The following is a 12,701-nucleotide window of genomic DNA, read 5'->3' on the forward strand; positions in this document are numbered from 1 at the left end:
CATTTTTGACAGGAAAGCCCTTTCAAAATGTCCTTAAAACGGCTGCAGTTATTGCAAAACTTCAGGGAGTCACTAAGCGATATTATTGCATTTTTGGTTGTTCATTACATCGTTCCATTATAATTTCGGATGTTTGGCTAGGGATCTTGCGGTTGTTAATTTGCAGACAAGGATGATCTGATAAAGGTTAAAGCAATGACACTATGTACAAACGGGGCGGGTGGTAAAGTAATGTGCTGCCGAAAGTCACCTTGGAATGATGAAAGATAAGCAATACAATTCCAGGATAAATACACAGCAAAGCTGTAGTGTGCGATCTATATTGACGCGAAATTAAATACTCTAATGAGTTTCTCTATGGGCACCTTAAAACTTTGCGACTTTATCCGAAATACTATATCAATCAATTTATGTAACTATTTAAATACTTGCCTACCAGATGATCATGAAAAAAAGCCATTATACTATCCGCATTTTTAAGCTACGTCTGCATGCATGCCATCTCCCAAATCATTTTACCCTTTGATCTCTACGCAGAAAAAAATATCCTGATTCGGGTACCGGCTTTTAACACAAAGGACTCCCTTACCTTATTTTTTGATACCGGCGCAGCAACGATGGTGCTGGATAACGCTGCAGCCGAGCGCTATCAGATCAAGGCAGATATGAAACAGGGCATATCGGGTGCAAGCGGTACCAAAATTTACCAGTATGCAACAGGAAGGACCTTGCAACTTACCTCGTCGGTTGCCATATTCCGTGTGAACTTTGTTCTGGATGATCTGTCCAGATTGAACGCGACCGTAGGTCGGAAATTTGATGGAATTATCGGCAACGACATTCTGAAGAACTACCTGACCGTGATCGATTTTACCAACCGGCGATTATTGTTATACTCATTCAACCAAAAGCTGGATACCAAGGGCTACACGGAGATTGGCTTCAATTTTTCCGACGGTCGACCTATACCCGAATTACCGGTCAGCATTAAGTTATTGAACGGAGACGATTTGTCCGGCAATGTGCTTTACGATAGCGGCGCAGGGCTGACACTCATGGTGAATATGCCTTTTCAGCAGAAAAATGATCTGATGCGCAAAGTGGGAAAGAGAGTTGAAAGCACACAGGATAATCTGAGCAATAAAAGCGTCACAACGTTGGCCGCTATCGGTGGTCTGAAGTTAGGGCCTTTTAATTTTAACCAAAAGCTACGGATAAACATTTCCACTGATCAGGCAGGTGTCAGTGCCTACGAAGGCTACTTGGGAATTTTAGGAGCTGAGATCATCAACCGTTTTGATCAGATCATTGATTATAATGCTAAACGGATCTACCTCAAACCAAATTATCTGAACAAAAAGAATTTCGTTACTACCGTGCCCCCGGTAAAGTTAAGTCTCAAAGATAACAAGGTCATTATCTCCAGTATCATCAAGGATTCGCCAGCTTACCGTAGCGGATTGCGCGAAGGGCAGACCATCGTTTCTATTAACGGCAGGTCAAACACCGATCTTCAATTTTATAAGGAAATGATGCTTAAAGAAAATGAAGAGCTTGAAGTGGCCTACCTTGATGCGAATGACCATATAAACAAATGTCGTTTTAAGATCGAAAAACTACTTTAATATGAACGTTTCATAGGCAGGATGCCAGATATCAGATAGCGATAGGCGCTCCATGTAATTTATAAGTAAACAAATTTAAAGCTCTTGTCTTATTCAATGAGCATGTTCTGCCTTTAATGAACCAATGAGAAACAAATTTAAACTCGCTGTCATCTCGATCATTTTACAAGCCACCTTGCAGGTTATCCGTGACCTTTATCCTGGGTTGAGGTATACCGGTGACGGTATTTACAGGTCACTAAGATATCTATTACCGATCTTAAATGTGTTAAGTGTTCTTGGCGTATTGCCGGTGTTGATCGCTTTATATAGAAACAGTGCGTTTGCCTTGCATGCCGACGGGTCGAACCCAAGCTCGATCAGCGATAGTAGGGATGAAGGCTTTATTCGTCATCTCGGTATCAGGGTACTGACGATCGTTAGCATCTGTGTCCTGTTCTTCCTTTTCGCAAATTTTGAGAGGGGTTTAAGCGGCGCCTATCTGGTCATCTATGGGATCATGCTGCTGTTAGGTATAGGCACGGTATTCCTGGTGATCGAAGCGGTGATCCTGTATAGAAAAAGGCGTAACTATAGCGCGTCAGGCAATATGATACTGGTGCTTATCATGCTATGCCTGCTGCTGGGGTTCGTTTAAACACATCAATACTTATGAGAAAAGCTACCTATATTTTCACGCTGGCACTACTGAGCCTTCATATGGTCAGTGCTTATGCACAGACCTGTCACCTCAGATCAGTGAACCAAACGAAACCTTTCGGCCTTCAACTGTATTATGGGACCGATGGAAAAGCCGCTTTTGTCCAGTACGATGGTCAAACGGGTATTATCCCATTGAAGTTGATTCGAGTAACTAAAGGTCCAACTGAATACTACCAGTGGGCCGAAATAGTGAAAGCTCAAAAAAATGGTACCTACCAGCTCACTGTGCAGCAAGGTAAGGTGAGCAATGCATTTTATGAGCGCGCGCGCGATAAGAGGCGATTTGATCTTGCGGAGGTCACGCCGAACACCGATGAAACGGTTGGAAAATTGCTGCTGCACGATATTTTGATCACTTATCCTGTTAATGCAGCGGAGAGTCGGTTCTGGTTGAATGACGCGGCGGGTAAAGGCAGCGTACACATTACCGGTTCGGTAGACGCGATTAATGCAATAAGGAAAAGCTATGTCATGGATGTGAATTTTGACGGTTATGATGATCTTGCATTCTCTATTCCCGATGCCGGGATGGGCGTTTATCAAACCTTCAACATCTGGCTATATGACCCGCGATCAAAAAGATTCAAGGCATTACAACCACCCAATGATAAGCGCAGCAAATGCGATTGCCTGTGTGACGTCACGCTTGATCAGCAAAAAAAATTGATCATCACCTCCTGCCGTGGTGGTGCGAGATGGTGGAAAGACAGCTACCGGATCACTGATGTTAACAGACTGATACGGGTAGACTCCAAAGAAATCAAGGGCAACGAGAAATTCTGATCTCCTCTGATTTTGAGAACGACGGCCGAAAGGGTCTGTAGACATTTTCCATCTATTTGGATGTTCAGCAGGATATTGCCCTGACGCAATGCTGCTATCCGTTCAAGAAAGTTTTCTTCACGTTAGTAATTTAACGGGCTAGCGCTACGATTACCAGCAATAATATGCTTGCCCATCCGAAACCATTGCCGATTGTCACCAAGATCGATTCAATAAATGTGGTGATCATAGCCATGCGGTAGTTGCTGAGTCGCTGTGAACGGCAGTTGCCCCGCAGCAGAACCTGCGCCTGCCGACGTAAGATCGGATCAGCAGGCGAGGGAAGATCAGGCCCATATCGCAGGAAGATGGATTTCCACACTGCGCAGCCATGTTAGGTGAATCAAGGATCTATAGCCTGCCTGAAATTAGGGTCGCTGTGCTTGCCTGTGGGAGTGTGCTGCAACAAGAGGTGGCACGTAAAGACGGAACTGTTGCCATCAAATACCTGTTCCTGGAATACTACATCACTTTGTACCAGTTTGTGACCGTACGCTCGATCTTCGAATCGGCACCTTTGGGCAGTTCCATCTAAGACTCCGCGGAGAAAAACTGATGTTCCGATTTTCGGAGATGATGTCTGCGTTATCTTCAGGCCGAAGAAGCAAATTTTACGGATGTTTAGATCCTTTGACCGTTCTCATTGTTTGTTAAATAGTATCGGCGGATTATTTTTGTATCATTCTGTAAAACCGATTGCTGATCATCGGTTAAAATTTCAAGGCTATATTGCAGAACCCAAGTGAAAACCTGATATGCCAGCGGATCAAATCATTCGGATCTCGGCAGAGGGAATGATAAAATAAAAGTAGTTCCCAAACCTGGTTCTGACGTGGCCGATAACAAAATATTATTTTGTATTGCAAAATCCTTAACCAGTTGTAACCCTAAACCTATTCCTCTTTCATTAGAAGTCCCACGACTGGAAATATGTTCTTCATTGCCTTTTATGATCTTGTTAAGGAAAGCTTGTTGCATACCAACGCCCTTGTCCGCTATTAAGAGATCGATAGATTGTTCACTGACCACAAAACTGATTGATATCGATCCTCCGGATGGCGTAAATTTTAGTGCATTCGAGACCAGGTTTTGAATGATTACCCTGAGCTGGTCAGCGTCGGCGTAGATCAGCGGAAGCTTCGGGCGTTCCATGTCTATTCTAATTTGCTTACTATGAGCAGCCGCCCTAAAGAAGCTGATCACTTTTTCGACCTTTAATGTTAAATCAATAGCAACCGGCTGTGTCACGACGCCTCTCAGCTGATTGGCTGCCCAGATCAAAAGGCTATCGAGCATCAAAGAAGCTTTACTGACCTGGTCTGACAGATCTTCAACGATATCAGGAAGTTCATCCGGAGTTAGGTCATTTTCTTTGAAAAGCATCAATGTCGTTTGCAGCGCCGAAAAGGGACTTCTCAGGTCATGACTTACAATCGATAATAGCCGGTCTTTATCACGATTCAATTGCTCAAGTCTGAAGTTATCCTCCTCAAAGGCTTTGTTTTTTCCGGCTTGAAGTGCCAGATCTTTGAGAAGTAATTGGTTCCTATATTTCGTTCTTTTATAAAAGAGAAACGCTAACAAAATACCTATTATGAGCATAAATACAACACCTATAGCCAGTAAGCGATCTATTGCTTTTTGCTGGTCAAGCATAAGAATCTTACTTCTTAGCGCAGCATTATCAGCAGCCTTCGATTTCAACTCAAGTGTACTGATCTGTTTTTCTTTTCCGGCATTGAATAAGCTATCGGTTATTTTCTTATAAAGCGATAATCGCTCATATGCGATCTTGTATTCGCCAATGGCAGAATATGCATGATGTGATAGATCAAGTGCCTGTGCGGCATCCCATTTAGCTTCCGTGCCAATTGCCAACCGGTAAGCCAGGTCAGCATAAGTTGCTGCAAATTTGAATTTTCGATTACTAAGGGCGATCTTCGCCAATCCGGTGTAAGCGAAACTGTTTTCCCAGTTATTTTGATAATCAGTATCGTGGATCACGCTTCGAAATATAGTAGCTGCACTGTCGCGTCTGCCTTGTCTGAAATAGAAGTCGGCAAGATGGTTATTACCCATCGCGACCAGGTTAGCAATTTTATTATCACGACTGATGTGTAGCGACGCTTTCATGATGGCTATTGCGCTGTCAAGTTTATTCAGGTCAGCGTAAACCATTCCAATATTGAGCAGATTAGCAGCTATCCGATTATTGTTTTTCAGTCTTTGATTAATTGATCTCGCATGACTGAATCGAATGAGGGCTTCAGTAGTCCGGTTTTGTGATAATTCAACCAACCCTATCAGGTTTTCTGCATCTGCAATAACACTTGAATCTCTGACCAAGACAGCTTTGTGTAATACTTTAAAAGCGGTGTTTAATGCAGGGGAGTAATTTCCTTTATTATAATCTAGTTTTGCTGATTGTAGCTGCTCTACAATATTCGGGGGAACAGATGTAGTTTGGCCATACATCCAGCTGGTACAGCCTGCCCAAATTGTTATTGATAGTATACATGTTCTAAAGAATAGTATGCACATATTCAAATTGTTCATTTCCAATAAATAAGCATACGATTAGAACTGATCGCTTAACCGCTGATAAAAACAAAGGTTGTGATAGAATGCAGATGCCAATTTAAATTAAATTATTTATTAAATAAGCGTTATATGCCCAAGTCTACAGTTTAAATGCGGTTAAAAACCGTCGAAATATACCGTTTGTTTTTTTCTACTAGTTTTATCTAAAAAAGATTTTATGAGTTAAAATTCATTTTTTAATTGCCACTAAATAATTAGAAATACATCCTAATCATTGAGAAGACTTCTGAAGTTTTTCCGGAAGAGTCCGTGACAGATTCTTTCCAAAACCGGGGGACAGATTTCGAGATATGGAATCAGCTTTCAAAAGTTAAGCCCGGGGATTTCATCACTACTGGCATTAAAGAACAGCCCATATTCACGGAAATATAACAAATAAAGCAGGTCTGTTGACTTGCTTTATTTGTTATATGGGCTGACCTACTTATTCTTTTATAAAATACATTCCCATTTCCGCACGGACAAAAATTGGGATACCGCCGCTATCAAGGGTTCCTTTGAACTTGCCGGGTATCGTTGCAGGTTCTTTTTCGCGCCGTAAGTTCACATGCTGTGGGGCTCACCTTGCGTGCAGGTGACATCGGCGCTGAGTTTAACATCTTCCTTGATATTAAGGCGTACATTACGAGAGGAAGAAAGGGACATATAATGCACGAACCTGCATACCTGACCCATTGATATTTTCCAGTCGATATTTAAAATTCGAATATCGCCGGCATTTAAAGAAAATTTCGTCAGCGCTAATGATCAAAGGGATATCGAAATGATCTTACACGAACTGGCGTTACTCTCAGCTCTTGCTCATTTCGTATCCCCGTTATATTATCTGTGCTTCGCGGGACTGGCGGTAATCGATCAGAATAAAACCACCTTTTTTCGTTACCCCACCACAAGGGCGACTTTGCGGGGTAAGCTATTATAGGTACGACGAGATCAAACAGATCCAAAACCAAATCAATCAAGAAAATGCACATTTTAGTTAAGCAGCTATTGATAATCTTTTGGTTTACGGCTACGCAAGAAAATTCCAAAGTCTTTCACGAACTTAGCTTGTGCTTTGTCACGTGTGTAACGCATGCATAACTTTACCGTCTTATAAGTATGATCCCGCAATTCCAACTGGTGTACCCGGTTTCACCTTTGCTTAAAGAACATATATATTGTTTTTATTCCCTTAAAAGCGATGCTGGCGATTTTCAAAGCAGACATTATTCATTCCCCCACACTTTCAACGCCGTGACAGTTTACCTTGGCGCAAGCATTTATTATGCTGGAGGGCAATTAAAGATAACAGGTGATGGATCGAAAGATATGGTTTGCGTGTTGCAAGGTAAACGTCAACGTCCCTTAATCGTGGATATGACAGGCATCCTATCAAGGGTTACCATTCTATTTAAACCTTTAGGGTTGAATCATTTTATAGATGAGGCGCTTGGAAACATCATCACCGCCGACCCTTGCCTGTTCAATGCCTGGACTATACCGACAGACTTATTCGACGAGAACCGTTCGGTACAAATGCAGCTCCTGGAAAATCTCCTTATTCGCTCTTATAGGCCATTTGCTCAAAGGGGCTTACAACAAGCACTTGAACTATTGGCGGATATCAGTGCCGATCGATCGATAGAAGAGGTTGCGGCCATAGCAGGGCTGTCACTCAGAACGTTCAACCGGTTATTTAAAAGACACCTTGGTGTTTCACCTGTTACCCATCAGCGCATCTCCCGCTTTCGATACTCGTTAGAAAATAAGCTTTTTGGTGAGCGATCTAAAAGCCTCAGTGATATTACGCATGAAAGCAATTTTTATGATCAGTCATATCTGATCAAATTCTACAAGCAGTTCACTGGTTCAAATCCAAGTGATCTGTTAACCAAATTGGCACAACTGGGAGACAGTAGGCTGGTCCTTGAATTTAAAACTTACGATCAGGCAAAATTTGGCTGAAAAATACTATCACGCCATTTGAATAAGCAGTTACTTAGTGTCATGATCAGATCACTACACTTCTGCTTTTTCTTCCTTGCGATCCTCGCTTCGAACGGGGTGATCGCACAAACTAAGCCGGCGAACCTATACGACTCTGCCAGGGTCTATTACGAAAAAAGGGACTTTAAAAAGGCCTACTATTTTTATGACACCTTTTATGCAGATCCACATCATGGTCAAAGTAATTATGATACTTTCTACGCCGCAGTAGCGGCCTGTCAATCAGGGCAGACTGAAAAAATCGCTTATTATTTACGGCGTTCGGCAGAGATCGGTTACGACCTTTCCTCATACGATACCTTTGCCAACGACCCGCTCGCAGCCTGTTTGCACAACCGCCCGGAATGGAAAGCTTTTATAGAACCGTTCAAGTTTAAGGCCGATTCGGCGATGAGGTCACTTAAAGAAATCACGGATATGTTAAATGACACGACCGTCCGGATAAACAGATCCCTACTTACAGACGAAGCTTATCTTGAGAAGCTGGCAGCTAAAAGCACACCGCAGCAGTTGCTCAAGCGCCTAAAAGACTTTAATGCTTTTCCGTCACCAAAACGTACCGGGTTTTGGACGCTCTATCATCTAAAAGCGGGCGACTCGTTGATTGTTCCGTTTTTGGTATATATTCCTAAAATCTACGACGCAAAAAAAGCCAGTTCCCTGTACGTTTTTATGCATGGAGGTGTTGGCGGACCTAAAAATTTCAGCAACCCGGCGTATGAGCCTCGCAGTCAAGCCGAATTTTTCAAACGTGCATTTGAGCAGAACGCGTTCATCATTTTTCCATTTGGTCGAAAAGGTTTTAACTGGCTTTACAACCAGGATGCGTTCGAGACCATCTTGAAAGAAATAAAACATGTGAAGATGCTTTATGATATTGATGATAATCGGGTTTATATTGGCGGGCATTCTGATGGTGGCCGGGGTGCCGTTTGGTTTGCTATGAATCAGGCAACGCCATTCGCTGCTTTTTATGGCATCTGTTATTTCCCATCAGTTTACACTGGTAATACCACGTTACGTAATCTGCATAACCGGCCACCATTCTACAGTATCAGCGCTACAAACGATCAGCTTTTTCCGCTCAGCATGGTCAACAATGTACTTGATCAGGATGTTCAGGCCGGTGGCAATTGGCACCGCCGTATAATCAAGGGCACGCATGGCCTGCCGTATGCTACGCCTGACAGTGTTTATTTTCTTTTCGATTCGCTGGCTAATAATCGCCGCGAACCCGCACCCAAAAAATTGGTTTGGGAAACTGATGACGTCAGGAATGGTAAGTACTATTGGGTAAGTATTGATGAGCTCGATACCGCTGCTTCACCTGCTGGTTGGCACACGCCCATCCAACCCATGATCACCAATAAAGAAGGCAAGACAGGTAGGGCCAATTTTATCAAGCACAAGAGCGGCGCCGTTCGGGCCATGGTAAGTGCGAACGTGATCGATCTGCAAACCTCATGCGTTGGGGAGCTTACCGTAGATATTTTTCCGGAACTGGTCGACCTTAGAAAACCGGTTACGATCCGAATTAACCAACAACAACGGTTTTATGGTCTTATCATGCCGGATAAAGCAAAGATGCTCGAAGGTTTCTTAAAGACAGGCGACCGCTCTCAACTCATTTTGAATTCATTCACTTTTAAACTTATTCCATGAAGCGCCTTGTTTTGATCCTCATCATGGTCTGCAGTCGGATTGTCTTTGCACAAACCCCGACGTATTTTAATTCGTCTGAGTTTGCAAAAGAAGTGCTGAAATATAAACCAATGATGCGGGCGGGCGTAACCGAAAAACGCTTTGCTTATGCACAACGGATACTTGAGGAGACGCGTTCATCGGTAAAAAATGATCCTACGCGGCTAAACGCTGCAGATCTGTGGAATATAACCACAGCATTTGTTGTTCTAAAAGAGCCAAGACAAAACATTGAACTGGCCTTTACTAGAGCCATACAAGCGGACCCCCGCGCTATTTGTGAGTATATTAAGTCTATAGGCAACAATGGGCTGGATACCCTGATCCCGGAAAAATATCTTGAATTTTATCGGTCCTGTCCGCAATTCACGGGATCAATTTCGGATGCAAATACAAAGGATGCCGAGGTATCAAGGCCGGGAGATGAAAGCTTAGTCAGCCTGTTAGAAGCCATTCGCTCGGATGATCAGCGTTATCGCCGTAGTAAAAATGTAGACTGGTCAAAGCAGCGCCCGCTGGATTTGAAGAATCAAAAACGCATTGATTCCCTTTATCAAGACAAGGGCACTTACATAGGGCGCAAGCTTGCCGGCAAAGATCATGAAACCATTATGTGGCTGGTCATTCAGCATTCAAACATTGAGATGATGCAAAGGTACCTTCCGGTTGTATGGTTAGCCGTCAAAGAAGCTCAATTAGATGAAGCACCGTTCACTATGCTTCTTGACCGGATCTGTACGATTAAATACGGCTACCAAATATTTGGAAGTCAGGCAGACGTCCCCGTGGCAAAAAAGGAGATCAGGGACAAAATAGTGGAGCAATATAAGGTGATCAAATAGTGAAGCCGCATGCTACCACGATCAATCCTTTTACCGATGACTTGGAACAGGAATATGCGGATGCCAAAGGCCTGCTAAGCGTAGCATGGATGAAGCGTATGGGTTGGGCAGAATGGTTATAATTTTCATCAACCGTTTTCGCCGCTAATTATTCAATCTTTATGCGTGCTAAGCACACCTTGTCAGACAAATGGCGATCTTGAATAAGATCGCCATTGCTGTTAAGCGGATCGTGGCTTCTTACAATTGCTGCCAGCCACCGTCCATAACTATTTCAGCGCCAACCATGAATGTGGAGTCATTACTTGCCAGAAACAAATAGCCGCCAGCCATTTCTTCGAGTGTGCCGCCACGCTTGATGGGCACGGTAGTGGCCAGGTTCGCCCGCAATGCTATTACTTGCTCGTCAGATAAACCTAAACGCTCGTGGATCGGCGTGTCAACATGCCCGGGCGACAATACATTCACCCTAATGCCTCTTGCTAATAGATCTGCAGAAAAGTTTCGCGCCAATGATCGAACCGCGGCTTTAGTGGCCGAATACGCAGAAGCACCCTCAAGGCCGGCTTCAGATGCGGCAGAACCGGTGATCACGATAGATGCACCGTCATTGAGGTAGGGCAACGCCTTTTGGATAGTAAAGAATGTCCCTTTGAAGTTGATATCCGAGATCTCGTCAAATAACTCTTCTGTATAGCCTGCTAAAGGCGAGCCCTTAAATACGCCGGCATTAACGATCAAAATATCTACTTTTCCTAATTGAGCACCAACCCGCTGGTAAGCTGTTTCCAAGGTAGACAGGTCACGAATATCCGCCCGGATAGCTACTGCATCATCACCGATTTCCTGAGCAGCTTGCTGTAGAGTTTTTTCATCACGACCGGTAATGGCCACCTTTGCGCCTTCTTTGGCAAATAATATTGCGGTCGCCAAACCGATACCACTGTTTCCCCCAGTAATAACAGCCACTTTGTTGTTTAATTTTCCCATTTGTTGTTTAATTATTTACCGGCTAAGTTGACCATTATCCTAAAAGCGAACAAAAAGTTAGGTACATACAATTTAGTTCGTGCTGTCTGTTTTCGTTATATTTGCATCATGAGAAAGGAAAACTCCACTAACCATATCAATGAGCAGGCGCTGGCTGCCCATTGCGGCGTAACGTTCGCAATGACGCTATTAACCGGAAGATGGAAGATCAATATCTTGTGGATGCTGAAGAACGGCGTAAACCGTTATGGCATGTTAAAGAGCAAGATAGCCGGGATCTCTGAAAAAATGCTAACCGAGCGTTTGAAGGAATTGGAGAAAGAAGGGTTGATCATTCGAAAAGATTTTCAGACCATTCCGCCTCATGTAGAATATCAGTTAAGTGCGGCCGGCCAGCTGTTAGCGCCTATCCTCGATGAACTATCTAATTGGGGGGACGAAGTTAGGTTACTTGTATCGCAAAGTTAGCACACGAAATACAATACAACCATTCGCCTGATAGCTAAAACGAATGGTTATATACGCTTAATCGCTGTTTGCTCAGTGATCTCTTATTTCCTACAAACCCGATTACTTCAGGAGCATTAACATGGAAGCGAGTTGTTTAGGCGCTGTTATCATCGCATCATGACCGGTTTTAAGCTCCATGTATTTCCAATCCTTACTGGCGCTAGTTTTGCCGGCAAAGGGTTTTATCGCACGTAGCTCAGGGTCCGTGCAGGCGATATAAATAAGCTGCTTATGGTTACCGAATGGATGGAGTAGCTTAAGCGGTTGTGCAAACGTTTTGAATGGTTGAGGCGTTAACCGCTCGTTCACCCACTTGATGTCCTGTTTATTTTTCACGCCGAAAAAGTCACTGGTAAAAAATGGGATGCTTAAACCCTGATCATGATCTTGGGCAGCTTTAATGAAGTAAGCTTTAATATCGTCGGGGCTAACGTCCAGCGCACTCTGCCCGTTCTCCACCAACATAGCATCCAGAAAAACCAGTTTCGATAGCCGTTCAGGAACTTTGTCTGCCACACCGGCGATCACTGCACCTGCGTAACTGTGACCAACTAAGATGACATTATGCAGGTCTTCGGCTGCCAGATAATTTACAATATCAGTAATATGGGTATCCAGATCGATATCTCGGTTCAAGGTATGCCGTCGTTCGGCTAACCCACTTAAGGTTGGTGTGTAAACGGTCTGGCCATGTGATCTTAATTGATCACTTACCCGCTGCCAGCACCACCCGCCGTGGAAAGCGCCGTGCACCAGTACATAAACTGGTGGCTGCTGGATAACTTGCCCGCTGACCCTTGTAAACGAAACCGTAAGGATTAACAGGATATAAAATGCTTTTGCTTTGACTATACTCAATTTCATACGTTTTAATTTTGAGCAAAATTCGTATCAAAGCAACCCATCAGCAATAACTCAC

General features: G+C 43.6%; 13 protein-coding genes. 9 read left to right on the top strand and 4 right to left on the bottom strand.

Annotated elements, in window-relative coordinates; translation table 11 throughout:
* The first annotated feature begins 491 nt into the window (after window positions 1–491).
* From INP83_RS11890 to INP83_RS11900, 3 genes are all read left to right on the top strand, one after another.
* Window positions 492–1,625, top strand: a complete 1,134-nt coding sequence (locus INP83_RS11890) for an aspartyl protease family protein (protein WP_219124219.1) — start codon at window positions 492–494, stop codon at window positions 1,623–1,625.
* 124 nt (window positions 1,626–1,749) lie between these two features.
* Complete coding sequence (locus tag INP83_RS11895) at window positions 1,750–2,262, top strand: hypothetical protein (protein WP_219124220.1); 513 nt, start codon at window positions 1,750–1,752, stop codon at window positions 2,260–2,262.
* Between the two features lie 14 nt (window positions 2,263–2,276).
* Window positions 2,277–3,110, top strand: coding sequence for a hypothetical protein (locus tag INP83_RS11900; RefSeq protein ID WP_219124221.1), 834 nt, complete (start codon window positions 2,277–2,279; stop codon window positions 3,108–3,110).
* 225 nt (window positions 3,111–3,335) lie between these two features.
* On the opposite strand, the gene INP83_RS11905 is transcribed toward INP83_RS11900, so the two are convergent.
* Window positions 3,336–3,482, bottom strand: a complete 147-nt coding sequence (locus tag INP83_RS11905) for a hypothetical protein (RefSeq protein ID WP_219124222.1) — start codon at window positions 3,480–3,482, stop codon at window positions 3,336–3,338.
* Between INP83_RS11905 and INP83_RS11910 the strand changes: the two genes are divergently transcribed.
* On the top strand, window positions 3,481–3,684 hold the full coding sequence (locus INP83_RS11910) for a hypothetical protein (protein WP_219124223.1): 204 nt from the start codon (window positions 3,481–3,483) through the stop codon (window positions 3,682–3,684). The two genes, INP83_RS11905 and INP83_RS11910, sit on opposite strands and share 2 nt — an antisense overlap.
* 236 nt (window positions 3,685–3,920) lie before the next feature.
* Here the strand turns inward: INP83_RS11910 and INP83_RS11915 are convergent, their stop codons facing one another.
* Window positions 3,921–5,624 (bottom strand): tetratricopeptide repeat-containing sensor histidine kinase, encoded by a 1,704-nt coding sequence (locus INP83_RS11915; RefSeq protein WP_219124224.1) that lies wholly within the window; start codon window positions 5,622–5,624, stop codon window positions 3,921–3,923.
* 1,227 nt (window positions 5,625–6,851) lie between these two features.
* Between INP83_RS11915 and INP83_RS11920 the strand changes: the two genes are divergently transcribed.
* Genes INP83_RS11920 through INP83_RS21195 form a run of 4 tightly spaced genes read left to right on the top strand, consistent with a single transcriptional unit; the run spans window position 6,852 to window position 10,404 of the window.
* Window positions 6,852–7,697: an AraC family transcriptional regulator gene (locus INP83_RS11920; protein WP_219124225.1), complete on the top strand. Its 846-nt coding sequence runs from the start codon at window positions 6,852–6,854 to the stop codon at window positions 7,695–7,697.
* Between the two features lie 42 nt (window positions 7,698–7,739).
* Window positions 7,740–9,401, top strand: a complete 1,662-nt coding sequence (locus INP83_RS11925) for a hypothetical protein (RefSeq protein WP_219124226.1) — start codon at window positions 7,740–7,742, stop codon at window positions 9,399–9,401.
* Complete coding sequence (locus INP83_RS11930; protein WP_219124227.1) at window positions 9,398–10,282, top strand: hypothetical protein; 885 nt, start codon at window positions 9,398–9,400, stop codon at window positions 10,280–10,282. The genes INP83_RS11925 and INP83_RS11930 overlap by 4 nt, the downstream gene beginning before the upstream one ends.
* Window positions 10,282–10,404, top strand: coding sequence for a hypothetical protein (locus INP83_RS21195; RefSeq protein ID WP_255563136.1), 123 nt, complete (start codon window positions 10,282–10,284; stop codon window positions 10,402–10,404). The genes INP83_RS11930 and INP83_RS21195 overlap by 1 nt, the downstream gene beginning before the upstream one ends.
* A 118-nt stretch (window positions 10,405–10,522) precedes the next feature.
* Here the strand turns inward: INP83_RS21195 and INP83_RS11935 are convergent, their stop codons facing one another.
* Window positions 10,523–11,272, bottom strand: coding sequence for an SDR family oxidoreductase (locus tag INP83_RS11935; RefSeq protein WP_219124229.1), 750 nt, complete (start codon window positions 11,270–11,272; stop codon window positions 10,523–10,525).
* A 108-nt stretch (window positions 11,273–11,380) separates the two neighbouring features.
* Between INP83_RS11935 and INP83_RS11940 the strand changes: the two genes are divergently transcribed.
* Window positions 11,381–11,740 carry a helix-turn-helix domain-containing protein gene (locus INP83_RS11940; protein WP_219124231.1) on the top strand — a complete coding sequence of 120 codons (360 nt, stop codon included), beginning with the start codon at window positions 11,381–11,383 and terminating at the stop codon, window positions 11,738–11,740.
* Window positions 11,741–11,842: 102 nt separating this feature from the next.
* Here INP83_RS11940 and INP83_RS11945 read toward each other — a convergent pair whose 3' ends face one another.
* Window positions 11,843–12,646: an alpha/beta hydrolase gene (locus tag INP83_RS11945; RefSeq protein WP_219124233.1), complete on the bottom strand. Its 804-nt coding sequence runs from the start codon at window positions 12,644–12,646 to the stop codon at window positions 11,843–11,845.
* Between the last annotated feature and the right edge of the window lie 55 nt (window positions 12,647–12,701).

This window comes from Mucilaginibacter sp. 21P (genome assembly GCF_019331605.1).
Classification (GTDB): Bacteria; Bacteroidota; Bacteroidia; order Sphingobacteriales; family Sphingobacteriaceae; genus Mucilaginibacter; species Mucilaginibacter achroorhodeus.

What these genes read in the sequence shown, in the direction of transcription:
- INP83_RS11925 (WP_219124226.1), top strand. Translation starts at nt 7,740, where the DNA reads ATGATCAGATCACTACACTTCTGCTTTTTCTTCCTTGCGATCCTCGCT.
- INP83_RS11940 (WP_219124231.1), top strand. Translation starts at nt 11,381, where the DNA reads ATGAGAAAGGAAAACTCCACTAACCATATCAATGAGCAGGCGCTGGCT.
- INP83_RS11905 (WP_219124222.1), bottom strand. Translation starts at nt 3,482, where the DNA reads ATGGCTGCGCAGTGTGGAAATCCATCTTCCTGCGATATGGGCCTGATC.
- INP83_RS11900 (WP_219124221.1), top strand. Translation starts at nt 2,277, where the DNA reads ATGAGAAAAGCTACCTATATTTTCACGCTGGCACTACTGAGCCTTCAT.
- INP83_RS11920 (WP_219124225.1), top strand. Translation starts at nt 6,852, where the DNA reads ATGATCCCGCAATTCCAACTGGTGTACCCGGTTTCACCTTTGCTTAAA.
- INP83_RS11890 (WP_219124219.1), top strand. Translation starts at nt 492, where the DNA reads ATGCATGCCATCTCCCAAATCATTTTACCCTTTGATCTCTACGCAGAA.
- INP83_RS11930 (WP_219124227.1), top strand. Translation starts at nt 9,398, where the DNA reads ATGAAGCGCCTTGTTTTGATCCTCATCATGGTCTGCAGTCGGATTGTC.
- INP83_RS11895 (WP_219124220.1), top strand. Translation starts at nt 1,750, where the DNA reads ATGAGAAACAAATTTAAACTCGCTGTCATCTCGATCATTTTACAAGCC.
- INP83_RS11945 (WP_219124233.1), bottom strand. Translation starts at nt 12,646, where the DNA reads ATGAAATTGAGTATAGTCAAAGCAAAAGCATTTTATATCCTGTTAATC.
- INP83_RS11910 (WP_219124223.1), top strand. Translation starts at nt 3,481, where the DNA reads ATGTTAGGTGAATCAAGGATCTATAGCCTGCCTGAAATTAGGGTCGCT.
- INP83_RS11915 (WP_219124224.1), bottom strand. Translation starts at nt 5,624, where the DNA reads ATGTATGGCCAAACTACATCTGTTCCCCCGAATATTGTAGAGCAGCTA.
- INP83_RS11935 (WP_219124229.1), bottom strand. Translation starts at nt 11,272, where the DNA reads ATGGGAAAATTAAACAACAAAGTGGCTGTTATTACTGGGGGAAACAGT.